The sequence below is a fragment of the Dolichospermum heterosporum TAC447 genome, from assembly GCF_024584745.1.
GTDB classification, from domain to species: Bacteria; Cyanobacteriota; Cyanobacteriia; order Cyanobacteriales; family Nostocaceae; genus Dolichospermum; species Dolichospermum heterosporum.
This window is the reverse complement of sequence record NZ_CP099464.1, coordinates 3,784,843-3,810,786: the sequence shown is the minus strand read 5'-3', so window position 1 is coordinate 3,810,786 and position 25,944 is coordinate 3,784,843. Positions and strand designations below refer to the sequence as shown.

Genomic DNA, 25,944 nt, shown 5'->3' with positions numbered 1-25,944 from the left:
AGCGTAGTGTTAGCCATATTTCAGGAGGTAGGGGCGCAGTCCTGCGCCCCTACCTCCTGATAGCGCAGCGTGGCGTTAGCCATATTTCTAGCTCTCACAGACAACTTTTTCAGAAAACCCTATCCTATATAGCCCACATTCCGCACCCCAACTGTCACAGGAGTGGAATTACATAGGCAAGAAATAAAATTGAGAATAAAAAATAACATATTATCGAGAAAATACATTGGCAAAAAAGAAAAACACCAAAAATGGCATCAAAACCCATTGTCAATAAGGAGCAACAAGAATGAACACCACCCAGAGGGAGAAAAAGATAAATAAATGAAGATATTCAAGATACAGATTATAAGTTAGACTAATAAATTGAAGTAAAAAACGAAATTATAGACATAGTAAAATAGAGCAATAAATCAAACAGATTAGCTCCTAAATCTGATATTAATTAAATTAATGGAGAGAAGAATTAAGTGGCTAATTGATAGTAATGAAAACAATCATCTGGTAAAAGATTCAGAATAAAATCCCTATCTTGAGTCCAATTAGAGACGTGTTGTTCGTTGTTATATTCAACTAAATGAATACACTGAAAGCATTGAAAAATCCAGCGTAAAGTAGGACGGTCAGTTGCTTTACCTAATTGATTTTTAATTGTTGATTTAGAATCTTTCAGAGCATTTCTAATTTGACGTTGAGCCAAAGTATAAACCAGTAGACATAAACCCATAATCATTCCCAGAGACTCTATTCTCTCAGGACTTTTGAGAAAAATACTGTCTGCAAAAAATAATGGGTCTTTAAGAAAACCGAACCCCCGCTCACAAGACTGTTGAGCTTTATATTCACTCAGCATGGAATCATTGCTAAGTTCATTTGAATCTAAAACATTCGTAGCAATAATAAAACGTCCTGCACTCAGCAATTCTGTATTAATTTTACTTTCATTTTCGGAAACTGTAGCTGATATTTGGTAAGATATTTCTTCTGAAGAATCTTTTGTCTTAAATTTGATTTGAGTAACCAAAATTTCGTTAATTTGATGATATTTGAATTGTTTTGATAATTTTGATAATGCCTTGATAGCATCAGCCTCACAAGCAAATCTCTCTTGTGATAACTTTTTCAAATCTTTCACAGCTTTTGATTCTGCTTTGGTAATTTTTTGTCTGAGCTTACGCAGGTCTGATTCTCTTCTTTCTTGACTTTGCACTACTAACCATCTTTGTTCTATCCCTGCATAATTTTCGGTTTTTGATGCTAATTTATATCCTGGTATTGTACTATCAATAAATTCTGATTCTGGTAATGTTGATATTAATGATTTTGCTGCTTTTATGCTTAATGGTACTCGACATAACCAACGTAATTCTGACATCATTTTCAGGTTTGATTCTGTATATAAAGCAGCGTCAGCAACGATGAGACTATTAACTTCTAATTGTTTTTGATATTCTACTGCTATTTGACCAAAGCATGATGAATCTGTTTGGTTTCCTGATGCTAGTTTTAAAAATATTGGTATGTCTCCATCTCCTGAACATATCATTTCTATGATGAATTGTTTTAAATCTGGTCTATGGTCACGGGAATAACCGTAGGTGATGGTTATCTCTTTTGGTGATTTTACTGCTAATTCTTCTAATTCTTGGTTATTTCCTACTTTTTGATTCTCAAATATTACTTCTGGTAAACTTGTATTATATTGCCCATGCACGTGTATTGATGATGAGTCTAAATGCGAGGTTGACAGTGATACTCCAAATTTTTGTGCTGCTTTTAAGGCTATGATAAAAAATAGTGTATCCAATCCTTTGATAAATAGTTTATCCATAACTCTCCCCAGTTTATCGTCGTTGAGATATTCTGGTTTTACTCCTGCTCCTATTAGATGTTCACAGGCGATTGTTTCAAAATATTGGGGAAACATATATAAGGGTTTCGATACAAATCCTAACCCGTTTATTATCATGGCTTTTACTACTTGACCTGCACTTACTTTCTCGTCTTTTTCAACTCCTATTAATTCATTTATTATTTCTACTATTCCGATTGAATCTATCATCCCTGCTACTATCCCTAGATGATCTATGTTTTGAATTTCTATTTCTTGGGGTTTTAATTTCACAACAGATTCCTCTACTTGTTCTATTGTGATTCTCTCATTTCTTGCTTTTGTGAACAATTAATTTTTTAATCATATCGAATTTTCTCTTTCTTTCAGTCCCGTTACGAAGTTCCACTTTCTCACTCCATGCCCAGCTTAATGCTACTTACTATCATTAAGCCTCTTACCCTTCGAATGATTTTTAGTTATTATGTACTACTCGCTAGGCTTTTTTGATATGTGACAGTTCAGGGTGCGGAATGTGGGATATAGAGTTGTGGCTAAACAATAATGACAGAAAACATCACCACGGAAAACAGCAATCAAACTCTAGAACAAAGAAAACAAGAGGCATTACAAACTGCCGCAAAATGTCGGCAAATTCTCCTAGAAAATGGAGCAGAAGAGGTAATATTATTTGGTTCTTTATCAGGAGAAAGTCCTTGGCATTGGCAATCTGATTTAGATTTGGCTGTGAGAGGAATGTCAGAAAAACAACAGTGGGAAGCCTATTCTCTTCTAGAAAAAATCACACCTAATTGGTTGAAAATAGATTTAGTAGCATTAGAAGAAATCCCAGATTTTGTCCGTTCTCGCATTCTCAAAGAAAAACCCATGCCTACTAATAAATATTTAGCCCTAAAAACCCGTATTGAAGATGAGATGATAGCTTTAGAGCAGAATTGTCAAGCTATGAAAACTCCTTTAGAACAAAGTGATAATGTCCCAGAAATCTTTATCACTCCCACATTATCCAGCTATATTTGTGATTTTTACACAGCTTGTGAGCGAATTAGCGAAAGAGTGGCTGTGACTTTAGATGGGGGAATGCCAAAAGCGGAAAATTGGCATGAACAACTATTGTTACAAATGGCAGAAATTGGTGGAGAAAATCGTCCTCCCTTATGGCAAGGTTCACTATTATTACAATTAAATGATTATCGCAAGTTTAGACATTTAGCACGGCATAATTATAATCTGCAACTGCGAAAAGAAAGAGTATTAGAATTAGCCCAACAAACAGAAGTAATTATAACAAAAATCCAACAGGCGATCGCTCTTTTTAATCAATAGACATCTCCGAAAATTAAATGTGCGTCGTTTGAACCCCTTGTAGAGACGTTCCATGGAACGTCTCTACAATATCTTTACCGGAGAAGTCTAATGGCTAGAATCTCAAGTAAGAGACTTGTAAATTACTCCACTTAGTCCCCGATGCTTTGGGGGAAACAAGAATTTAGTCTACTTCAGTAGACTTGAGCTATTAGACAGGGAATTAATTCCCTGGCTGGCGGATTATGGGATAATCAGAAAGATGTGAAGAAAAGACAAACATAGACCATTGTAGCAAAAATTCAAGAAGCGATCGCTCTTTTTAATCAATAGACATCTCTGAAAATTAAATGTGCGTCGTTTGAACCCCTTGTAGAGACGTTCCATGGAACATCTCTACAATCTTTACCGGAGAAGTCTAATGGCTAGAATCTCAAGTAAGAGACTTGTAAATTACTCCACTTAGTCCCCGATGCTTTGGGGGAAACAAGAATTTAGTCTACTTCAGTAGACTTGAGCTATTAGACAGGGAATTAATTCCCTGGCTGGCGGATTATGGGATAATCAGAAAGATGTGAAGAAAAGACAAACATAGACCATTGTAGCAAAAATTCAAGAAGCGATCGCTCTTTTTAATCAATAGACATCTCTGAAAATTAAATGTGCGTCGTTTGAACCCCTTGTAGAGACGTTCCATGGAACATCTCTACAATCTTTACCGGAGAAGTCTAATGGCTAGAATCTCAAGTAAGAGACTTGTAAATTACTCCACTTAGTCCCCGATGCTTTGGGGGAAACAAGAATTTAGTCTACTTCAGTAGACTTGAGCTATTAGACAGGGAATTAATTCCCTGGCTGGCGGATTATGGGATAATCAGAAAGATGTGAAGAAAAGACAAACATAGACCATTGTAGCAAAAATTCAAGAAGCGATCGCTCTTTTTAATCAATGGCTAGAATCTCAACTAAATGCAACCAATAAACAATATAATAAATTAACACTGTTAGCGATCGCTCTTGACTATGACAGTTCTACAACTTTGTCCCCCCAATACTCTACCTCGAATCACCTGGGAAAAACTACCAGCAGATTTTCCCCTACCAGATGAACCCGTGGAAAATAACCTCCAACCCCTTCTCGCTGCTGCTTTAAGAGAGTCCCTAGAATTAGCGGGTTTAATTCTAGAATCAATGCTGATTGCCTCCAATTTTGGTCTATGTGCCACAGTGAATGACAAAAGCATCGTCAAAGCACCTGATTGGGTTTACGTGCCTTCTGTCCATCCTCTACCTCCAGGAGAAATCCGTCGTAGTTACACTCCTCATAGCGAAGGAGAAAAACCAGCCATTGTCATGGAATTTATATCTGCAACAGAAGGAACAGAATATTCCATTAATCCCCATTTTCCCTATGGAAAGTGGCACTTTTATGAACAAATTTTAAAAGTTCCCACTTATGTGATTTTCCATCCCCAAATTGGAATTTTAGAAGTTCATAATTTGGTTAATGGTAAATACCAGCAAGAATCTCCAGATGAAAATCAGCGCTTTTGGATAGAAGCTTTAGACCTATTCTTGGGTGTATGGATAGGGAAAAAAGCCGAATTTCAGGGTTATTGGTTACGATGGTGGGATAAATCTGGAAATTTATTACTCTGGGGAAGTGAATTAGTTAATCAAGAACGTCAAAGAACAGAACAAGAACGTCAAAGAGCAAAACAGGCAGAACAAAAAGCTGCTAAACTAGCTGAAAGACTGCAAGCAATGGGGATTAATTTAGAAGATATTTAAGAAACGAACCTTTTAGTAAAGAAGAAACCTTGGATACTGAGTATCTACGATAAACTGTTGTTGAGAAACCTAAAAAAGACTTAAAATTTATGAATCAGCATAACTTAGCTTATACATCTGATAATCCTAAATTAGATTATCGCGTGATCATCAAAAAAATATTAAACGGTAATTTTGGGTATATTTTTGGCAGATTTTATATAGTCAGAAAATATTATTCTCAATTCAAAAGAATAAAGCAACTTTTTCAAAAAAATAAGATTGAGAATAGTTTGAAGTTTGAAACTCAAATATTAAATTGCTCTAATCTTGATCCACAAGGAATAGCTAGTTACATTAAAAATAACTCATATTACGACCAACTTGAGCTAAATCAACAATCAGTTGCATCTATAGTAGCAGCCGCCAAGACAGAAAACCTGATTGCGACTGGAAATGGTTTATCTTTTACTTATGATGAATATCAGTATCAGATCAAACAAGATCATAAAATTGCAATGGCTAATTTAGATCAACCTCTAAAAATAAAAGAAATACACAAACTTAGGTATGATAGTCAATTATTAGATATTTCATCGCAATACCTTGGTTACTTTCCCACTAACTGTGATGTCAGATTGTGGTGGAGTTTTGCAAATACATTATCCCCAGAAGCAAGACGTAGCCAGCATCAAACCATTGACTATCATTATGACATACATGGATTTAACTTTTTCTATGTTTCTTTTTATCTCACCGATGTAGATATTAAAAGTGGCGCACATATTCTTGTTAAAGGGAGTCATGTAAGTAAAAAGATGTTTATGCTTTTACGTAGTGCGCGTCTTCCTGAAGAGGTAATTCATCAAAACTATTCTCCAACAGACATTATTACAATTCAAGGTAAAGCAGGAAAATGTTTTCTTGAGGATGCTTCCTGTTACCATAAAGCTTTAGCACCCATTGAACATGATCGTTTATTTCTACAACTGAGGTATTTTTAATATGTTAGTAACTAAACTGGGTTTTGGCTGTGCTTCAATTTTAGGTAAAATTGACAAAAAGAATAGCCTTTATGCTCTTAAATTAGCACACGAAGCAGGTATTAACTATTTTGATATAGCCCGTTCTTATGGTTGGGGTGAAGCAGAATCCCTATTGGGAAATTTCTTAATACAAGAGAAAATTTCTAGAGAAAATGTAGAAATTACAACTAAATTTGGTTTGAGTCCACGTAACAATAAATTTATCAGAATAGCTAAGACATTAGCAAGAAATATTGTCAATTATATTCCCCAATCTCAAACAATAGTCAAGTCTGCGGCTGGTCAGGTTTCACCTAAGATAGACTTTACAGTCAAAAATGCAACTATTAGCTTAAATACCAGTTTAAAATCTTTGCGTACTGATTATATTGATAATATATTATTTCACGGTTATGACTTTGAAAACAAATCAGATGACATCTTTGAAGTGATTGAATTTTTAGAAGCACAAAAAAAATGTGGTAAGATTAGAAGTTATGGATTTGCTACATATCAATCAATAGAATTAGTAAATAACTTCTTCACATCTAAAAATATTAAGCCTGATATACTTCAAATAGCCTGTGGAGGAATTGGTAAGCATGATTCAATGACATTGAAAAATCTTGCTGATAAAGATATAAAAATTGTGATGTATTCTCCCTTTAGAATTGAACCGAGTATAGCATTGATATTTGAACAACTTAAGGATAAAGACCTCTATTCTGAAATTGAGTCTATATTTGGAAGAAAATTTATTCCACAAGAAAATATGCACCAAATTATATTATCATATTTTCAAAGAATTTATTCACCTTACGCAATTGTAATCAGTATGTTTAATCCTCAGCATATTAAAATCAACCAGCAAGCAGTTCAACAAGAAAAAATCAGTAAGGAACAATTTGAGTCTTTTGAAAGATTGCTTATTCTTCATAAGATCATTTGAATAATAGATTTTGATGTATAAATAACCCATCAAAAATTAGTTGATATAAATGCTTTGTTAAAACCTAAATATTTTCCATTTTCTCTAAGAATACTATGAAATCTATATTTTCCAGACTCGTTCAAAGCCCATACATCATAAATACAAGATCCTTTTTAAGGAAAAATAGTATTGGTAGAAAGTTTTTAGCATACCTATCTACTAAAATTAGTAAAGGATATGAGAGTAATTTTGAATCTGCTTTATTGAGATATATTAAAGCTGGTGATATCGTATGGGATATAGGAGCAAATATTGGATATTATACAGAACAAATATTGAGTCAAGTTGGAAACGAAGGTAAAGTTATAGCTTGTGAACCCTCACCTTTAAGCGCACAGTTGTGCAGAAAAATTCCTAATAAGGGAAACTTAATTGTGATCGAATCAGCATTAGGGAGTAAAACTGGAACTACATATTTTTCTGTTAATGATGATCCAACTTCCCCAACAAATAAATTATCAAATTCTGGTAAGACAAGTAATAGTATAGAAGTAGAAATTACTACTGGTGATAATATTTCTCAAGAATTAGGTTATACTCCTAATGTGATCAAAATAGACGTAGAAGGAGCAGAAATTGAGGTCCTTAGAGGTATGCAGAAAGTTTTAAATTCTTCAGATTTGAGGGCAATTTTTATTGAAGTACATTCTCAAATACTTGAACAGAATGGATATCATGATGCAATTAAGATAATAACTCAAATTTTAAATAATAATGGTTTTAATATTAACTGGACAGATTTTTCACATATTGAAGCCATTAGAAAATAACTTTGCTGGTAGATTTCCCTATCTTTGGAAAAGTATGTTGTGTTCTTGTAGTCCAAAATAACCTAAAAAATAATGTTATCTGTAATTATCTTAACTTACAACGAAGCAGCGAACTTACCCACTTGTTTAGCCAGTTTGCAATCCCTCAATGCAGAAATATTGATTATTGATTCTGGTAGCTCAGATAATACCATTGAAATTGCCAAGCAAGCTGGTTGTCAAGTTTTCAGTCATCCTTTTGAAAATTATGCCAAGCAACTAAATTGGGGTTTAGAAAATCTGCCAATTTCCACACCTTGGATCATGCGTCTTGATGCTGATGAACGTCTTACCCCTGAACTCGTTAAAGAATTAAAAAAGATTTTACCCCAAACGCCAGAGCAAATAACTGGCTACCAAGTTAAACGGCGCGTATTTTTCATGGGACGATGGATTCGTCATGGTGGTTATTATCCCACTTGGTTATTGAGGGTTTGGCGTACAGGTTTGGGTACTTGCGAACAGCGTTGGATGGATGAGCATATTATTCTCTCCCAAGGAGAAACCGCTGATCTAAAATACGATATCATTGACGAAAATCAAAAAGGCTTAACCTTCTGGACAGACAAGCATAACCGTTATGCAGATCGAGAAGTTAAAGACTTACTAGGGATGATGGTAGATGAACAGGATAATGTATTAAATACAAATCAATTGTCCCAAGCTAGTCAACGTAGGTGGGTAAAGAAAAATTTTTATGGGCGATTCGCCTCTTTTTTTCCGAGCCTTTCTTTACTTTTTGATGCGCTACATTATCGGACTAGGCTTTTTAGATGGTACTCAAGGTCTGATTTTTCATTTTCTCCAGGGTTTTTGGTATCGCTTTTTAGTAGATGCTAAGTTATACGAAATTAGAAGGAGTCAACAATCCTCTCCCGGATGAGTTTTGGCTAGGTGAAGGATGAACCTATTACTAGATACCCATTCTTTCATTTGGTGCGGCATCTGTCCAGATAAACTTTCTACAAGAGCCACTAGTAGTCTGTCAACCCGAAAATGACGGGTGAAGGCAAGCAGGGGGAGAAGAGAGGCACCGGGGGTAGGGGAGGGAAGAACAGAAATTTTTTTCCGATCATTACCCGTCAAAATAAATTTGACGAACTACTAGCCTGATTTTAGACCGAAGCAATTCCAAGGGTTGTGATTGCTTCCCTTCGCTCGCAATGACTGTAAATATTTTTGTCCAATTTAAAATCCGTGAAATCAGCTCAATCCGTCTAATCCGTGATTCAGACATTTTTCCCCGCGATCGCCCTCGCAAAGGCAAAATCCTCCCACCTTTAATAATCTTCATCTATTGTCTCATTCTCAAAGGCAGTATTCTCGACGGTTGGCATGGATGGTATTATACATTTTTTGAGAGTTTTAGCAGAACTATTGCTGAGTATACATATAATAGAAGCAGAGAAAATAGATAATTAATTGGCTCAAATAACCTGCTCTTTATTACTAGGAATTAATCTGATGGTAAATACACTGGTTTTTGAAGTTTCCCAAGAAGAAGACGGCGGATTTGTTACTGAATGTCTCACCGAAGACATTTTTACCCAAGGAGATTCTTGGGAAGAACTCAAAGCCAATATTCGAGAAGCTGTTAAAGCTTTTTACTTTGAAGAATCAATTTTGCCAATTATACACTTATACTCAAAACGGCTTGATTGTTTGATTCTAAACGTAGGGGTTTAGCACTGCTAAACCCCTACATATCTTGGTTATTTGTCATTTAGCAAAAGTTTAAATCTCACCCGTGTTTAGTATATAGGTACTAAAATCCGTGAAATCAGCGCAATCCGTCTAATCCGTGATTCAGACATTTTTACCCGCGTGTGGATTAGGTTGTTTGCTATGATAAAAGGTACTAAAATCCGTGAAATCAGCGCAATCCGTCTAATCCGTGATTCAGACATTTTTCCCCGCGATCGCCCTCGCAAAGGCAAAATCCTCCCACCTTTAATAATCTTCATCTAGAGACTTCCAAATAAAAAAATGTCCCAAAACTGATGCAGAAATTCTCTCTCTGTGTACTCTGTGCCTCTGTGGTTCGTTTCTTAGGATAATTTATTTCTTGGAAGTCTCCTATTGTCTCATCCGCAAAGGCGGTATTCTTGACAGACTATTAGTAGATTCTGACCATAAAAAATTCAGAAAGTAGGGGCGCAGGGTCTGCGCCCAGAAACGATTCATCAATAACAGCATGAAATTTTGGCATATTTTTTTTAATTGGAAGCCTCTAACTTACTTTAAGCGATCGCCCTCGCAAAGGCAAAATCCTCGCCCCTTTAATAATCTTCATCTATTGTCTCATCCGCAAATGCGCTATTCTTGACGGTTGGCATAGATGGTATTACACATTTTTTGAGAGTTTTAACAGAAATATTGCTGAGTATACATATAATAGAAGCAAATAAAATATACTGAAACAATTATTTATGCGTTTAGATAATTACACACTTGGAAACTATACACCCGGAGCGCCATACAGTCAACAAATTTTATGGTACTTCATTGGCTCACCCTTAGTGGAAAGTTATTGGCTGCCTATATCATCTATAAAAGTTTCGATACTGAGGCTGTTTGGTGCTACTATAGGTAAGAGTGTACGCATTAAGACACGAGTAAAAATTAAATTTCCCTGGCGCTTGAGCGTTGGTAATTACGTTTGGATTGGAGAAGATACCTGGATTGATAATCTAGCTAATGTTACCATCGAAAATCATGTGTGTTTGTCTCAGGGAGTTTATCTCTGTACTGGTAATCATAACTGGAATCACCCCAACTTTGAACTAATTCCTGGAGCTATTCATATTCAAGAGGGTAGTTGGATAGCGGCAAAATCAGTCATCGGACCTGGTGTTACTATTGGACGGGGAGCAGTTTTAGGATTGGGTAGTGTCACAGGAAAATCCTTAGAAGCGAATATCGTCTACTCAGGAAATCCGGCTAAACCAATCAAAAAAAGGACAGAATGGGAAAATTTGGCATCAGACACCACCAAAAATTAGCGGAGTGCGGGTTTTAAGTAATTGGACAAAAATATTTACAGTCATTGCGAGCGAAGGGAAGCAATCACAACCCTTGGAATTGCTTCATTTCACTTCGTTCCATTGCCAATGACATTGTGTAATTAATTCTGTCTCACTACTTAAGTCATACTTATTAGGGTATTGCATATCGTTATAATCAATAAATTTTAGTAGTTAGTGGTTATCAGCGTTTAAAATTGCTAAACTATGACTCATCCATGTAAAAAAAACAGTTGCACATTCTCGGTTATTCACCGCAAAAGAACCTATGCTTGACCAACTTACAAACGATAAAAACGCTCAGAATAATACCACTCCTGTTTCTACATTATTTCCCAATCCCACATTTTCCCAATTTTCAGAAGAGGCTAGTGATTTTAACCTCAAGTCCTTTCTTGGTCTTTTACAGCGCCGAGCGTTTGTCATCATGGGGGTTGCTTCCGTTGCTATGGGTGGTGTTATTTATACAACTTTTAACCAAGTACCAATTTATGAAGGCAACTTTCAAATCTTAGTTGAACCTGTTAATAGTGACTCTGAACTAGGGAAAATCGACGTGGGACTCGCTAATGCCCTTAGTCCAGATGGACTAGATTATGAGAGCCAAATTCAAGTTCTCCGAAGTCCAGAACTGCTGAGAGATTTTATTAAAGAAATACAAAAATCTGATCCTGATATTGATTATAAGACCATTTCGGAAGATTTAATGATTCGTCGCGTGGGGCAATCCAAAATAATCGAAGTTAACTACAGAAGTGATAATAACCAAAAAATTAAACTCATATTAGACCCTCTGGCTGATTTTTATTTAAAATATAGCCTCAACAAGCGACAAACAAAGCTCCGTCAGGGAGTTCAATTTGTGGATGCAAAACTACCTGAAATCCGAATTAGGCTAGGACAGTTGCAAAAAGAAATGCAAATGTTCCGCCAAAGATACAATTTTATTGATCCAGAAAACCAATCTGAAGTAGTTTCTTCGCAAATTCAATCTTTGACACAACAAAGACTAACTATAAATCAACAGTTAACCGCTGCCAGAGCTACTTATGAGAGGCTACAGAGACGTGAAGAACAGTTAGCAATTCTCAATACTGCCCCTCTTTATCAAACCCTAATTGGTCAACAACGCCAATTAGATATCCAGCTATCTGGAGAATTAACTCGGTTTCAACCAGATAACCCAGTTATCCGCACCTTAGAAGAAAAAAGATCCAACCTTTTACTTATTATTGAGGCAGAAGCAGCACGCACTATTAATATCAGAATATCTGAAGCTACGGATCTAATTAAGAAAATAGAAGTAGACAATCAATATATAGTACAAGCAGAAAAACAACTGCAATTGAAATTAGACCAGTTGCCAGTTTTGTCTCGGCAATATGCTGAAATCCTACGGAATTTAGAAATAGCCAATGAAAGTTTAAATCGCTTATTAGCTGCTCGTGAGCAATTGCAAATACAAGTAGCCCAAACAGAACTACCTTGGGAATTAATCCAAGCAGCTAATCAGGCTCTATATCCAGTTTCTCCAAATATTCCCGCCAACTTAATATTGGGATTTGTGGCTAGTTCCTTATTAGGACTAGGTGCTGCTTCTCTGAGAGAACAGACTGATAATACCTATCACAGCGTTGAAAATGTCCAGGATAAGATAGGACTGCCTTTATTAGGATCTCTTCCCTTTAATAAAAACCTAGTTCAGAATCCATCTTTAAACTTGATAAACAAAAATCAACAACCAGAAGTAGTTTTAGACCCTCTTCTCGTAAATGATGAACCAGCTAAAACTTCTGCTCGTAGACCTTCCCGATCAAGCTATTATTATGGACAGGGATCATTTTGGGAATCTTTACAAGTTTTATATAGTAATATTCAACTGCTTAATTCTGATAAACCAATTAGGTCTTTAGTTGTTTCTTCTGCTGTCCCTGGAGATGGTAAAAGTACGGTGGGATTTAGTCTGGCAAAAACAGCCGCGATTATGGGGAAAAAAGTATTACTTGTAGATTGTGACCTCCGCAAACCCAAGATTCACAAACTATCAAAATTAAATAATCTCTGGGGACTAAGTAGTTTAATTTCTTCAGATATAGATGTCAAGCAAGTAATTCAAGAAATGCCCGAACTTAAGGGTTTATCTGTGATTACGGCAGGTCCTGTACCACCTGATCCGGCGCGGTTACTCTCATCAGATAAAATGATTCAACTGATGGACTATTTCTCTGAGAATTTTGATTTAGTGATTTATGATACTCCTCCTTTGTCAGGATTAGTAGATGCTAGGCTAGTAGCAGTTAATACTGATGGTGTCATGTTAGTTATCAGAATTGATAAAACAGATAAATCAGTCGTCAAGCAACTTGTTGATACGCTAAAAGCATCTCCCATCAATTTACTAGGAACGGTAGTCAACGGCGAGAAATTCCGAGGACTGGGATATAACTATAATTACAGATATAGTTCATATTACTATACTAAGAGTAATAGTTAAACACGGGTGAGATTTAAACTTTTGCCAAAAACCCACAACCCAACTGGGAATTCATTCCCAGTCTCATAGCAAAAGTCATCTGAAGATGACTAAAAGAACTAGAAATTTTTCTCGTTTTTCTCGTTCCCATACTCTGTATGGGAATGGATTCTAGAAGGCTCTGCCTTCTATGATATTAGAGGCAGAGCCTCTGTAATAGCATTCCCAGTCAGAGACTGGGAACGAGATAAGTAATTGGACAAAAATATTTACAGTCATTGCGAGCGAAGGGAAGCAATCACGACCCTTGGAATTGCTTCATTTTTCTCGTTTTTCTCGTTCCCATACTCTGTATGGGAATGAATTCTAGAAGGCTCTGCCTTCTATGATATTAGAGGCAGAGCCTCTGTAATAACATTCCCAGTCAGAGACTGGGAACGAGATAAGTAATTGGACAAAAATATTTACAGTCATTGCGAGCGAAGGGAAGCAATCACGACCCTTGGAATTGCTTCATTTTTCTCGTTCCCATACTCTGTATGGGAATGAATTCTAGAAGGCTCTGCCTTCTATGATATTAGAGGCAGAGCCTCTGTAATAACATTCCCAGTCAGAGACTGGGAACGAGATAAGTAATTGGACAAAAATATTTACAGTCATTGCGAGCGAAGGGAAGCAATCACGACCCTTGGAATTGCTTCGTTTTTCTCGTTCCCATACTCTGTACGGGAATGAATTCTAGAAGGCTCTGCCTTCTATGATATTAGAGGCAGAGCCTCTGTAATAGCATTCCCAGTCAGAGACTGGGAACGAGATAAGTAATTGGACAAAAATATTTACAGTCATTGCGAGCGAAGGGAAGCAATCACGACCCTTGGAATTGCTTCATTTTTCTCGTTCCCATACTCTGTATGGGAATGAATTCTAGAAGGCTCTGCCTTCTATGATATTAGAGGCAGAGCCTCTGTAATAGCATTCCCAGTCAGAGACTGGGAACGAGATAAGTAATTGGACAAAAATATTTACAGTCATTGCGAGCGAAGGGAAGCAATCACAACCCTTGGAATTGCTTCATTTTTCTCGTTCCCATACTCTGTACGGGAATGAATTCTAGAAGGCTCTGCCTTCTATGATATTAGAGGCAGAGCCTCTGTAATAGCATTCCCAGTCAGAGACTGGGAACGAGATAAGTAATTGGACAAAAATATTTACAGTCATTGCGAGCGAAGGGAAGCAATCACGACCCTTGGAATTGCTTCATTTTTCTCGTTCCCATACTCTGTATGGGAATGAATTCTAGAAGGCTCTGCCTTCTATGATATTAGAGGCAGAGCCTCTGTAATAGCATTCCCAGTCAGAGACTGGGAACGAGATAAGTAATTGGACAAAAATATTTACAGTCATTGCGAGCGAAGGGAAGCAATCACGACCCTTGGAATTGCTTCATTTTTCTCGTTCCCATACAGAGTATGGGAACTAAATAAAGCCTTGACAAATATGGGCAGGAGGAGAATCGAACTCCTATGACCTCACGGCCGCCGCATTTTGAGTGCGGTGCGTCTACCAATTCCGCCACCCGCCCTTGGGTTTCACTTTACTATTATAGCCTATTTTTTTAGTTTGGCAATAGGTAATTAGATTTAATTTAGAAACTTTTTGGGAAATTTCCAGAAACGGATTCCTGTAAAATCTAAGTAGGTTGGCGTTGAAAATTGTCGTTATGGCAAGGCAAGAGTGAAGAGGGTTTGGGCGATTTTACATTTCTTTGCACAGTTTGGTTTTATTGTGTTCACCTACTTACCAATTCCGCCATCCGCCTGGGGATGGAGATTCACCTTTGTAATTAATCCCCTGATTTTGCACTAACTTTTGGTACTCTTGACTACTTGCCCAACGGTCAATTTCCCTGGCTCGTAGTACGGGGACAGGATGGCTTAATTGGGCTGTGCGGGCGGATTTGACCATTTCCCCCAATTCAGTTTTGCTAATGTCATCATAGGCGCGAGCTTGGTCTACAAAGGCATCTAAATTGAGTTGAGGCGCTAAACTGGGAGAACCACCTGCTAACTTCATTAATACTGACATGACAACTTTTGGGTTTTGGGTAGCTAACAAAGCGGCGCGATCGCAGGTAAACTCAGCACAGCGGACCCATTCTAATAATTGTGACTGGATAGCTTGAGCCAAGACAGCGCCGACATTTGGGACAATGGCAGCGGCTAAAATCAATAAATTCACGGGTGTTAAATACACACTATGATCACACTTGAGATGACCTAATTCATGGGCAATTACAGCCTGTATTTCTTCAGGTGTAAGAATCTCAATCAAGGATGTATGAATCACCACAAAAGGCTGATTACCTCGCATGGCAAAGGTATAAGCGTTGGGGGCTGGGTGTTGGCGCACATATAACTGAGGTGGATCAATATCCAGAATTTGACAAGCTTCCAATAGTAACTTGTGTAAATCAGGAAGTTGTTTTTCTCCTACCAAAATACTAGAAGCGATATTTTCCACATAAAAAACCTGTTCAGCCATTGGACCTAGCAAATTCCGCACCATCATATCTAAACCGGGAATTTGTTTGAGGGTTTTGGTGGCTTCCAAGTCCAGAGGATGACGGAATGAGTCTGCTTTTAAGCCTGTGAGTGAGGTTTTGAGTAAGGACATAGTATTTAAATTAATCAAAAAGTGAATTCCAATGTTTACAACATAACAAGTTTGGGTTGGGAGATAGCAAAACCCAAGATGATCGAGGATTTTGTTGGGTTTCCTTGCGTCAACCCAACTTACGATATGATGTTTATTTCTATACTTCTAACTAACTTGTGCTTCAGCAACACCTACGGGACAAGCTACGTTAGTACCACCTAAACCACAATAACCACCGGGGTTTTTGGCTAAATACTGCTGATGGTATTCTTCAGCATAATAAAATTCAGGTGCATCTAAGATCTCTGTGGTAATTTTATCATACCCAGCACCGTTGAGGGCTGATTGATAAGCGTTCTTTGATGCTTCCGCTAGTTGTTTTTGCTTTTGTGAATAAACGTAAATTCCTGAGCGGTATTGAGTACCGGCATCATTACCTTGACGCATCCCTTGGGTGGGGTTGTGGCTTTCCCAGAACACTTTCAATAGTTGGGAATAAGTAATAATTTTGGGGTCGAATACAACTAATACTACTTCATTGTGACCCGTCATGCCACTACATACTTCTTGATAGGTGGGGTTGGGTGTGTAACCAGCCGCATAACCTACCGCAGTGGTATAAACTCCTGGTTGTTGCCAAAATTTGCGTTCTGCTCCCCAAAAACAGCCTAAACCAAATATGGCGGTTTCTAACCCTGGGGGAAAAGGCGCTTTTAGAGGATTTTTATTAACGTAATGTTGTGCGGGTACTCGCATTACTTCTGCCCGTCCTGGTAAGGCTTGCTCTGGTGTAGGTATAGTTGACTTTTTACCAAATCCGAATATGCCCATTGTTTTTAATTTGTATTATGTATGATTGCTATTCTTCTTTATTGTAAAGATTTTTGTCGCTATTCCGGGTTGGGGTGAATAAATTTCATGGTGTTGTTGACGAATCATTGGCAGGGCGCAGGCCCTGCGCCCCTACTTTCTGAATTTTTCATGGTCACGTCAAATACTTCTGCAAAACATTGATTTATAGAATGTCGGACTTGGTTACAGGTGATGTCGGGAATCCATGCGGCTAAACTGCTGACTGGTTTATCAATAATGCCACAGGGAATAATTTGCTTGAATCCTGTCATGTCTGGACATACATTTAAGGAAAAGCCGTGCATGGTAATCCATTTACTCACTTTTATGCCGATAGCGGCAATTTTGTATCCTTCTAGCCAAACTCCAGTAAAACCAGGAATCCGTTCTCCCTTTAAGTCGTAATTTGCTAAAACGCGAATTAATACTTCCTCAAGTTGACGCAAGTACCAATGGAGGTCTTGGCGGTAATGACGCAAGTTTAAAATGGGATAACCTACCAATTGTCCTGGACAATGATATGTGACTTCGCCACCTCTTTCAATGCGATGCACGTCATAAGCACTTTTGTCAAGATTAAATTTTATAAATTCTGGGTTTGCTCCTGTCCCCAAGGTGTAAACGGGGGGATGTTCTAGTAAAATTAGGACATCATCTAGTTCTGGGTTGTGAATACGCTCTGCAACTAGCGATCGCTGCCACTGATGAGCGGTTTCATAAGGCATTACGCCAACATTATATAGTAAACAACTGTACGGGGTTGATTGAGTGCTAGGAATCATCAGTGCATAAGTAAGGGGGAAGAGGCAAGAGGGAAGACACCCGATAAGGGACTTCCAGGAAATAAATTATCCCAATAAATAAATGAACAAACGAACCACAGAGGCACAGAGAACACAGAGAGAGAAGAAATAGGGAGGGTTTTTGCGTTAGTTTTGGGACATTTTGTCAAGATTAAATTTTATAAATTCTGGGTTTGCTCCTGTCCCCAAGGTGTAAACGGGGGGATGTTCTAGTAAAATTAGGACATCATCTAGTTCTGGGTTGTGAATACGCTCTGCAACTAGCGATCGCTGCCACTGATGAGCGGTTTCATAAGGTATTACGCCAACACTATATAGTAAACAACTGTACGGGGTTGATTGAGTGCTAGGAATCATCAGTGCATAAGTAAGGGGGAAGAGGCAAGAGGGAAGACACCCGATAAGGGACTTCCAGGAAATAAATTATCCCAATAAATAAATGAACAAACGAACCACAGAGGCACAGAGAACACAGAGAGAGAAGAAATAGGGAGGGTTTTTGCGTTAGTTTTGGGACATTTTGTCAAGATTAAATTTTATAAATTCTGGGTTTGCTCCTGTCCCCAAGCTGTAAACGGGGGGATGTTCTAGTAAAATTAGGACATCATCTAGTTCTGGGTTGTGAATACGCTCTGCAACTAGCGATCGCTGCCACTGATGAGCGGTTTCATAAGGCATTACGCCAACATTATATAGTAAACAACTGTACGGGGTTAATTGAGTGCTAGGAATCATCAGTGAATAGGTGATAATATAAACCTAACCTCCCCCACCCCCCTTCCCTACCAGGGGAGTCAAAGCCTCTCCCCTGGTAGGGGAGAGGTTTGGAGAGAGGTTTTATATTTAATTGTGCCAAGCTACTTACCTCTCAATTCCCAAAAATATAGCGAACAAATGTCAAGCTATGCAAAGGATCTTAAAGGAATATCAAGGAAATATACTTTAGAACTCACAAAATGCTAGTTTAAATATATAACCTGAATGGGTGTTAGACAGAGGAGAGCATTCAGCTAAGACAATACCAACTAATTTACTGACTGGTGGCAACTTAAAAATTTATTTGTATCAATCAGGATCAAATTTCCCAAAAGGGTTGTATTCTCTATACAATAGTGAAAAAGACTGGGGGACGAAAAAAGGCGGGGACTCCTATTTTGGTAAAGTTCCATAGAAGTAGGCGTTTAAAAGGATCATATCTCAAAAAGCCTAATTCAATAGTTTTGCTTAGATAGCCAATTGCTTAACAACCAGTTGGGAAACAAGACGATAAATAAGCAAGCGCCAACTTGAAGATGCAAGAAGTGTTAAAAATGCTAAAAAACAATGTCTTAGGGATAGGTAACAATTTGTGTCGGTGGCAGTGATAGGCCTGACCGCAATTTCTATTCCTAACTGAAAACATCACATATAATATTGAGCGGGAGAGTTTACATGAAGCTTGTCATCCACGGTAAAAATATTGAAATCACTGATGCAATTCGTGAATATGTGCATCAAAAGATTGAAAAAGCAGTTAGTCACTTCCAGAACATCACCAATGAAGTGGATGTCCATTTAAGCGTAGCTCGCAATCCCCGAATAAGTACGAAGCAAGCAGCAGAAGTAACTATTTATGCTAATGGTAGTGTTATCCGTGCGGAGGAAAGCAGCGAAAGCTTATATGCAAGTATTGACCTAGTCGCAGATAAAATTGCTCGGCAATTGCGGAAATATAAGGAAAAAAGGCAGGATCATAAAACTCAACCTATATCAACTAACGAAGTAGTAGCGCCAGAGAATGTTGCAGCGGATTTAATAGGCGATCGCACTGCTGAATTACCCGAAGAGGTTGTTCGTACCAAATACTTCTCTATGCCGCCAATGACATTGGCTGAAGCGCAGGAACAACTACAATTGGTGGGTCATGACTTTTATATGTTTCATAATGCCGAAACAGGTGAGATTAACGTCATTTATGAACGTAATCACGGCGGTTATGGAGTCATTCAACCCCGCAATAACGGTCATTCTAACAGCAGAAATGGCAAATCAGCCCAAGCCAATGTTGGTATTCCCGAAAAATCTCACTCCAAATAAAGTCTGATTAAATTCTTTATATGTAGAGACGTTTCATGAAACGTCTCTACTAAGTAATTGGACAAAAATATTTACAGTCATTGCGAGGGAAGGGAAGCAATCACCCAATTTTGTGGGATGGGCATCCTGCCTGTCCTTGGTAATTAGCGGGCAATTCGTCCCGCACCACAAGAAACTTTTGGGGATTTTTTTAATTGGAAGTCCCTAAAGCAAAAGCTTAATGGTGTCAACTTAATCTCAAATCCCTACCACATCTCGTTCCTAGTCTCTGACTAGGAATGCAGTTAATAAGGCTCTGCCTCTAATAAGCTGTTACGCAGCTAAATTTGATAACCATAATTTACTTGAACTTTGTAGTGCGGGCATCTTGCCCCCTAGAATTATACAAACTAAATGCACAACAGCTTATCATTGAAGGCAGAGCCTTCTAGAATTCATTCCCAGTCAGAGACTGGGAACGAGATGAAAGAGAGTTAGATCTCCGACTTCTTAGAGAAGTCGGGGATCTTATTTTACTTATGATGCTAGTTGTTGCAGGGTTTTTAATGCTTCTTCAACGTGGCCTTTAAAGTTCAACATAGAATCAAATACATATTGAACAATACCATTTTGGTCAATTAGGTATGTAACTCGACCGGGAATAAAACCAAAAACGGCAGTTGCGCCATATTGTTTTCGGACTTTATCACCTTGATCACTTAAAAGTGTAAAAGGTAAATTGTATTTATTTGCAAACCTTTGATGAGATTCCCTAGAGTCACCACTCACACCAATAACTTCAGCACCAGCGGCTTGAAACACTTCATATTGATCTCGAAAAGCGCAAGATTCTACAGTGCATCCTGGTGTATCATCCTTGGGATAAAAATAGAGGACAACGGATTTTTGACCCCGAAAATCTGCCAAACTGACATTTTTGCCATTTTGGGCAGGTAGACTAAAATTAGGGGCGGTATCTCCAACTTTGATAGACATATTAAAAAAATTCAAAATTCCAACATTACTTAATAAAAGTTTACCTCGTAACCTAGCTTCTAGAATTTTCCTTGATAAAGTGCATCGAGAGGAGTAAGGTAAGATTCTCAAATAGATTATTCTGCTTATGCGTCTGAGTTCACTTGATGTGTTTCGTGGTATCACCATTGCAGCGATGATTCTCGCTAATATGGCCGGAGTTGCAGATGATGTTTATCCTTCTCTCAGTCATGCCCAATGGCACGGTTGTACACCTACTGATTTAATATTTCCCTGCTTTTTATTCATTGTCGGTGTAGCAATGACGTTTTCTTTAGCAAAATATACCGCAGATAACAAACCTACTCAAGGAGTTTATTTACGCATCCTGCGCCGGACTGCGATTCTATTTATATTGGGTTTAGTATTAAATGGTTTTTGGAATCAAGGTGTTTGGACTTTTGATTTAAGTAGTATCCGCTTGATGGGGATATTACAACGGATTGCTTTAACTTATCTTTTTGCATCTTTAATAGTTTTAAAATTACCTCGCAAAAGTCAATGGTTAGTAGCAGGAGGCTTACTAATTGCTTATTGGTTAACAATGATGTATGTTCCTGTTCCTGATTATGGTGCGGGAGTGCTGACGCGAGAAGGTAATTTTGGTGCATTTATTGATAGATTGATTATTCCCAAAGCACATTTGTATAAAGGTGATGGGTTTAATTTTATGGGAGACCCAGAAGGACTTTTCAGCACTATTCCGGCAATAGTTAGCGTTTTGGCTGGTTATTTTACGGGGCAATGGATTAAAGATAAAAAACAGGCTAGTTCACAAACTAGCATGGATTTAGTATTGTTTGGTTTGTGTTGTTTGGTAATTGCAATTATTTGGGATGTGTCATTTCCCATTAATAAGAAAATTTGGACAAGTTCCTATGTTTTATTTACCTCTGGTTGGGCGTTAATGTTATTAGCAGCTTGTTATGAGTTGATAGAGGTGAGGCTAATTAAACGCTGGAGTAAGCCTTTTGAGATCATGGGATTAAATGCGATCGCTCTTTTTGTAGCTTCTGTATTCTTAATTAAAATCATAGCCAAAACTCAACTGGGTACAGGTGAAACTGCTGTTAGTATCTATAATTGGATTTACAAAAATATCTTTGCATCTTGGGCAGGAAATTTCAATGGCTCATTTTTGTTTGCATTTGTCACCTTGTTATTTTGGTATGGTGTGGCTGTCTTAATGTATCAGAAACGCTGGTTTATTAAAGTGTAAATAAAATTCTGCTGGGACAGGCATATTAACCAAAGATCAGATCCCCGACTTCTTAAAGAAGTCGGGGATCTGATTTCAAATTAAGCTAAATTAGATTAACAAAATAACCATGAAGGAGAAATAAACTATGTCAGCGAGAAAACCTAGTATTTTGGTGACAGGGGGAGCAGGATATATTGGTTCTCATACAGTGTTAGCACTCAAGCAAGCTGGTTATGAGGTAGTCATCCTGGATAATTTGGTGTATGGACATCGGGATTTGGTAGAAGAGGTTTTAGAGGTAGAATTGATTGAAGGGGATACGAGCGATCGCACTTTATTAGATAATCTTTTTCAGAGTCGCCATTTTGCCGCAGTTATGCACTTTTCCGCCTATGCTTATGTAGGTGAATCTGTCACTGACCCAGCTAAATATTACCGGAATAATGTTTTAGGAACGTTGACATTATTAGAGTCAATGTTAGCAGCTTCAATTCATAAATTCGTCTTTTCTTCCACCTGTGCCACCTATGGTGTACCGAATTTTATTCCGATTACGGAAGATCATCCCCAAAATCCCATTAATCCCTATGGGGCAACTAAATTAATGGTAGAAAGGATATTAACTGATTTTGATGTGGCATACAATTTTAAATCAGTACGTTTCCGCTATTTTAATGCTGCCGGTGCTAACCCTGAAGGATTATTAGGAGAAGATCACCATCCCGAAACCCATTTAATCCCTTTAGTGTTACAAACAGCATTAGGTCAACGGGAAGCTATTAGCATTTTTGGGACTGATTATCCTACTCCTGACGGTACTTGTATTCGGGATTATATTCATGTTAATGATTTAGCCGATGCCCATATTTTAGGACTAGAATATTTATTAAATGGTGGTGAAAGCGAAGTTTTTAACTTAGGTAATGGTAACGGTTTTTCAGTTAGAGAAGTGATTGCTGCGGCAGAAGATGTCACAGGTATGGTAATATCAGTCAAAGAATGCGATCGCCGTCCCGGAGATCCTCCAGCCCTAATTGGTACAAGCGAAAAAGCTCAGAAAATCTTAAATTGGCAACCTCAATATCCAGGTATTAAAGATATCGTCTCTCACGCTTGGCAATGGCATCAACAAAGGCATAAATAAAAACCCTAAGAGGTTGTTTGAAAACTTTTTCGTGTGGGATCTGACACCCGCAGATCCCCCTAAATCCCCCTTGAAAAGGGGGACTTTAAGGAATTTAGCCCCCCTTTGTAAGGGCTTTGTAAGGGGGGTTGGGGGGATCTCGATTAATTCTGATACTTTTCAAACATCCTCTAAGGGAGAAATATGAAAATGGTTCAATCTATTGCGGCCAAGGATGTGACGCTAGGGGAATTAAAGCAAAATTTTGGCATTCAAATCGTTCAAGATGCTACTTTTTTTCCTGAGTGGTTGGATGGGCTTGAGGCTTTGAACAAAGAAGATCAACATTTATTAGATCGGGTGAAGGCTAATTTTTTAGAATTGATGGATGATCCGCCAATGCTAGAAAATACGGTGAAGATGGTGGTACTTGCGCCCTTGTTAGATTTAGCTGGTTTTTATCATAAACCGTTTAGGATTGAAACAGAAACGGGTGTGGCTTTAGAAATGGAGGATGAAGGAACGATTATTCGGGGGCGGATTGATGTTTTGGTGTTAAAAAATCGGCTTTGGTTGTTGGTAATTGAATCAAAACGGAGTGATTTTGCGGTGACACGCGCAATTCCTCAAGCTTTGGCTTATATGTTGGGTAATGAGGAAACTGTGCTACCAACCTTTGGCATGATTACCAATGGTAATGAATTTTTATTTTTAAAGGTATTGGAACATAAATATGCTAATTCACGGCTGTTTTCTTTGGTAAATCCTGATAATGAGCTTTATAGTGTATTACAGGTATTAAAACGTTTGGGAACGGAGGCAGTCGCGTTCAGCCAGACATAGGAATATTCTGGACCTAAAATTAGAGAACAAGTTGCTGCAATTATTATGGAGTTTTTAGTCCGGTTACGTTCAAAGTCTCCTGGTTGGCAACCAGGAAAAAAGCGTCACCGTAAAAACCGCTATCCCATTGTTAAAAAAACAGTATCACGACCACCTAAAGAACCATCTGTTGCTGTTTAATACCTAAGAGGATGTTTTAAAAGTATTAGATGAAACCGATAATCTCCAAAAACCTAACCCCCCTGCCCCCTTCCCTACGAGGGAAGGGGGTTTTCAAAGCCTCTCCCCGCTTCGGGGAGAGGTTTGGAGAGGGGTTTGTTTATACATTAAAAACTTCTCAAACACCCTCTAAGAAGTCGGGTATCTTGTTGGTAAACAAGTCCCTTCTCCTTCACAAGGGGGTAAAATAGTAAAATGACAGATGCTGCTGTTATTGTCCCCAAAATAACTATCACGAAAATATATGACAACCAACCCACCAATTCTCACTTATACTCTGGAAGAAATATTATCTCGTTTGGATCAAAAGATAGAGAAGCAATTTACCGAAGTCAACCAAAAAATGGATCGGCAATTTACCGAAGTCAATCAAAAACTAGAAACTATTGATGGTAGACTAAATAAACTGGAAATTGGACAAGCAGAACTATCAGGGGAAATTAAAACCTTAGATAAAAAACTATCAGGGGAAATTAAAAGCCTAGATGAAAAACTATCAGGGGAAATTAAAACCCTAGAAGAAAAACTATCAGGGGAAATTAAAACCCTAGAAGAAAAAGTTATTGGTATTGATAAAAGGCTAGATAACCAAGAATTTATTAATCGCGGAGTTCTAGTAGCAGTGATTATTGCCTTAATTAGTGGAGTAGTCAAACTCTTCGGTTTCTTTCCCACTGGTAAAATCTGAAAACCTTAATTGTTAGTAAAATGGCGGACGCTGCTGTTATTGTCCATCAAGCAAATACCACTAAAATATATGACAACCAACCCACCAATTCTCACCTATACTCTCGAAGAAATATTATCTCGTTTGGATCAAAAGATAGAGAAGCAATTTACCGAAGTCAACCAAAAAATAGATCGGCAATTTACTGAAGTCAATCAAAAAATGGATCGGCAATTTACTGAAGTCAACCAAAAAATGGAGAAGCAATTTGCTGAAGTCAACCAAAAAATGGAGAAGCAATTTGCTGAAGTCAATCAAAAAATGGAGAAGCAATTTGTTGAAGTCAATCACAAGTTTACTGAAGTCAACAAAAAACTAGAAATTATTGATGGTAGACTGAATAAACTGGAAATTGGACAGGCAGAACTATCAGGGGAAATTAAAACCTTAGATGAAAAACTATCAGGGGAAATTAAAACCCTAGAAGAAAAAGTTATTGGTATTGATAAAAGACTAGATAACCAAGAATTTATTAATCGCGGAGTTCTAGTAGCAGTGATTATTGCCTTAATTAGTGGAGTAGTCAAACTCTTCGGTTTCTTTCCCACCGGTAAAATCTGAAAACCTTAATTGTTAGTAAAATGGCGGACGCTGCTGTTATTGTCCATCAAGCAAATACCACTAAAATATATGACAACCAACCCACCAATTCTCACCTATACTCTCGAAGAAATATTATCTCGTTTGGATCAAAAGATAGAGAAGCAATTTACCGAAGTCAACCAAAAAATAGATCGGCAATTTGCTGAAGTCAACCAAAAAATGGAGAAGCAATTTGCTGAAGTCAATCAAAAAATGGAGAAGCAATTTGTTGAAGTCAATCACAAGTTTACTGAAGTCAACAAAAAACTAGAAATTATTGATGGTAGACTGAATAAACTGGAAATTGGACAGGCAGAACTATCAGGGGAAATTAAAACCTTAGATGAAAAACTATCAGGGGAAATTAAAACCCTAGAAGAAAAAGTTATTGGTATTGATAAAAGGCTAGATAACCAAGAATTTATTAATCGCGGAGTTCTAGTAGCAGTGATTATTGCCTTAATTAGTGGAGTAGTCAAACTCTTCGGTTTCTTTCCCACTGGTAAAATCTGAAAACCCTAATTGTATACAAAACTCATTTTCAGTCATAGAAAATATGAAAAGCAAAATTGCGAAAATTATACCCTTCTTCTGTTGCTTT

23 protein-coding genes, 1 tRNA gene and 3 pseudogenes are annotated in these 25,944 nt (G+C 37.7%); 18 read left to right on the top strand and 9 right to left on the bottom strand.

Annotated elements, in window-relative coordinates:
- Positions 1-466 precede the first annotated feature (466 nt).
- The gene (locus tag NG743_RS17015) at positions 467-2,062 is read right to left on the bottom strand and encodes an IS1634 family transposase (RefSeq protein WP_257122116.1); all 1,596 of its coding nucleotides are present in this window, start codon (positions 2,060-2,062) and stop codon (positions 467-469) included.
- Positions 2,063-2,395: 333 nt separating this feature from the next.
- Between NG743_RS17015 and NG743_RS17010 the strand changes: the two genes are divergently transcribed.
- The 8 genes and pseudogenes from NG743_RS17010 (at position 2,396) to NG743_RS16975 (ending at position 9,438) form a co-directional block, all read left to right on the top strand.
- Entirely contained in the window at positions 2,396-3,178 is a 783-nt protein-coding gene (locus NG743_RS17010) for a nucleotidyltransferase family protein (RefSeq protein ID WP_257120500.1), read from the top strand.
- Positions 3,179-4,180: 1,002 nt separating this feature from the next.
- The gene (locus NG743_RS17005; protein WP_257120499.1) at positions 4,181-4,948 is read left to right on the top strand and encodes a Uma2 family endonuclease; all 768 of its coding nucleotides are present in this window, start codon (positions 4,181-4,183) and stop codon (positions 4,946-4,948) included.
- Between the two features lie 89 nt (positions 4,949-5,037).
- On the top strand, positions 5,038-5,931 hold the full coding sequence (locus NG743_RS17000; RefSeq protein WP_257120497.1) for a phytanoyl-CoA dioxygenase family protein: 894 nt from the start codon (positions 5,038-5,040) through the stop codon (positions 5,929-5,931).
- A gap of 1 nt (position 5,932) precedes the next feature.
- Entirely contained in the window at positions 5,933-6,901 is a 969-nt protein-coding gene (locus tag NG743_RS16995) for an aldo/keto reductase (protein WP_257120496.1), read from the top strand.
- Between the two features lie 95 nt (positions 6,902-6,996).
- Positions 6,997-7,713: an FkbM family methyltransferase gene (locus NG743_RS16990; protein ID WP_257120495.1), complete on the top strand. Its 717-nt coding sequence runs from the start codon at positions 6,997-6,999 to the stop codon at positions 7,711-7,713.
- 72 nt (positions 7,714-7,785) lie between these two features.
- Positions 7,786-8,592: a glycosyltransferase family 2 protein gene (locus tag NG743_RS16985; RefSeq protein WP_257120494.1), complete on the top strand. Its 807-nt coding sequence runs from the start codon at positions 7,786-7,788 to the stop codon at positions 8,590-8,592.
- A 407-nt stretch (positions 8,593-8,999) separates the two neighbouring features.
- A pseudogene (locus NG743_RS16980) lies at positions 9,000-9,174 on the top strand (glycosyltransferase family 2 protein); the annotation flags it as partial.
- Between the two features lie 42 nt (positions 9,175-9,216).
- Positions 9,217-9,438, top strand: a complete 222-nt coding sequence (locus NG743_RS16975) for a type II toxin-antitoxin system HicB family antitoxin (RefSeq protein WP_027402582.1) — start codon at positions 9,217-9,219, stop codon at positions 9,436-9,438.
- Between the two features lie 65 nt (positions 9,439-9,503).
- Here NG743_RS16975 and NG743_RS16970 read toward each other — a convergent pair whose 3' ends face one another.
- Positions 9,504-9,716, bottom strand: a complete 213-nt coding sequence (locus NG743_RS16970) for a hypothetical protein (protein ID WP_257120492.1) — start codon at positions 9,714-9,716, stop codon at positions 9,504-9,506.
- A gap of 465 nt (positions 9,717-10,181) precedes the next feature.
- Here NG743_RS16970 and NG743_RS16960 point away from each other — a divergent pair, with 465 nt between their 5' ends.
- On the top strand, positions 10,182-10,754 hold the full coding sequence (locus tag NG743_RS16960; RefSeq protein ID WP_257120491.1) for a WcaF family extracellular polysaccharide biosynthesis acetyltransferase: 573 nt from the start codon (positions 10,182-10,184) through the stop codon (positions 10,752-10,754).
- A gap of 289 nt (positions 10,755-11,043) precedes the next feature.
- The gene (locus NG743_RS16955) at positions 11,044-13,269 is read left to right on the top strand and encodes a GumC family protein (protein ID WP_257120490.1); all 2,226 of its coding nucleotides are present in this window, start codon (positions 11,044-11,046) and stop codon (positions 13,267-13,269) included.
- A gap of 1,477 nt (positions 13,270-14,746) precedes the next feature.
- Here the strand turns inward: NG743_RS16955 and NG743_RS16950 are convergent.
- The 6 genes and pseudogenes from NG743_RS16950 to NG743_RS16925 all read right to left on the bottom strand — a co-directional run.
- Positions 14,747-14,830 (bottom strand) — tRNA-Leu (locus NG743_RS16950).
- 215 nt (positions 14,831-15,045) lie between these two features.
- Positions 15,046-15,921 carry a M48 family metallopeptidase gene (locus tag NG743_RS16945; protein WP_027402585.1) on the bottom strand — a complete coding sequence of 292 codons (876 nt, stop codon included), beginning with the start codon at positions 15,919-15,921 and terminating at the stop codon, positions 15,046-15,048.
- A 147-nt stretch (positions 15,922-16,068) separates the two neighbouring features.
- Positions 16,069-16,734, bottom strand: a complete 666-nt coding sequence (gene msrA, locus NG743_RS16940; RefSeq protein WP_027402586.1) for a peptide-methionine (S)-S-oxide reductase MsrA — start codon at positions 16,732-16,734, stop codon at positions 16,069-16,071.
- 104 nt (positions 16,735-16,838) lie between these two features.
- Positions 16,839-17,537 (bottom strand): lipoyl(octanoyl) transferase LipB, encoded by a 699-nt coding sequence (gene lipB / locus NG743_RS16935; RefSeq protein ID WP_027402587.1) that lies wholly within the window; start codon positions 17,535-17,537, stop codon positions 16,839-16,841.
- 162 nt (positions 17,538-17,699) lie between these two features.
- Positions 17,700-17,915 (bottom strand): annotated as a pseudogene (locus NG743_RS16930) (lipoyl(octanoyl) transferase LipB); the annotation flags it as partial.
- 162 nt (positions 17,916-18,077) lie between these two features.
- A pseudogene (locus tag NG743_RS16925) lies at positions 18,078-18,293 on the bottom strand (lipoyl(octanoyl) transferase LipB); the annotation flags it as partial.
- A gap of 696 nt (positions 18,294-18,989) precedes the next feature.
- Here NG743_RS16925 and hpf point away from each other — a divergent pair.
- Entirely contained in the window at positions 18,990-19,634 is a 645-nt protein-coding gene (hpf, locus tag NG743_RS16920) for a ribosome hibernation-promoting factor, HPF/YfiA family (RefSeq protein WP_027402588.1), read from the top strand.
- A gap of 516 nt (positions 19,635-20,150) precedes the next feature.
- On the opposite strand, the gene NG743_RS16915 is transcribed toward hpf, so the two are convergent.
- Positions 20,151-20,609 carry a peroxiredoxin gene (locus tag NG743_RS16915; RefSeq protein ID WP_257120489.1) on the bottom strand — a complete coding sequence of 153 codons (459 nt, stop codon included), beginning with the start codon at positions 20,607-20,609 and terminating at the stop codon, positions 20,151-20,153.
- 127 nt (positions 20,610-20,736) lie between these two features.
- On the opposite strand from NG743_RS16915, the gene NG743_RS16910 reads away from it, so the two are divergent.
- The 7 genes from NG743_RS16910 (at position 20,737) to NG743_RS16880 (ending at position 25,856) form a co-directional block, all read left to right on the top strand.
- The gene (locus NG743_RS16910) at positions 20,737-21,867 is read left to right on the top strand and encodes an acyltransferase family protein (protein WP_027402590.1); all 1,131 of its coding nucleotides are present in this window, start codon (positions 20,737-20,739) and stop codon (positions 21,865-21,867) included.
- 127 nt (positions 21,868-21,994) lie between these two features.
- Positions 21,995-22,993, top strand: a complete 999-nt coding sequence (gene galE / locus NG743_RS16905; protein WP_193893452.1) for a UDP-glucose 4-epimerase GalE — start codon at positions 21,995-21,997, stop codon at positions 22,991-22,993.
- 189 nt (positions 22,994-23,182) lie between these two features.
- Positions 23,183-23,815, top strand: coding sequence for a type I restriction enzyme HsdR N-terminal domain-containing protein (locus tag NG743_RS16900; protein WP_027402592.1), 633 nt, complete (start codon positions 23,183-23,185; stop codon positions 23,813-23,815).
- A 45-nt stretch (positions 23,816-23,860) separates the two neighbouring features.
- Positions 23,861-23,995, top strand: a complete 135-nt coding sequence (locus NG743_RS16895) for a hypothetical protein (protein WP_257120487.1) — start codon at positions 23,861-23,863, stop codon at positions 23,993-23,995.
- Positions 23,996-24,278: 283 nt separating this feature from the next.
- Positions 24,279-24,722 carry a DUF4164 domain-containing protein gene (locus NG743_RS16890; RefSeq protein WP_080683804.1) on the top strand — a complete coding sequence of 148 codons (444 nt, stop codon included), beginning with the start codon at positions 24,279-24,281 and terminating at the stop codon, positions 24,720-24,722.
- Positions 24,723-24,791: 69 nt separating this feature from the next.
- Entirely contained in the window at positions 24,792-25,322 is a 531-nt protein-coding gene (locus NG743_RS16885) for a hypothetical protein (protein ID WP_257120485.1), read from the top strand.
- Positions 25,323-25,391: 69 nt separating this feature from the next.
- Positions 25,392-25,856 carry a hypothetical protein gene (locus NG743_RS16880; protein ID WP_257120484.1) on the top strand — a complete coding sequence of 155 codons (465 nt, stop codon included), beginning with the start codon at positions 25,392-25,394 and terminating at the stop codon, positions 25,854-25,856.
- Positions 25,857-25,944 lie beyond the last annotated feature (88 nt).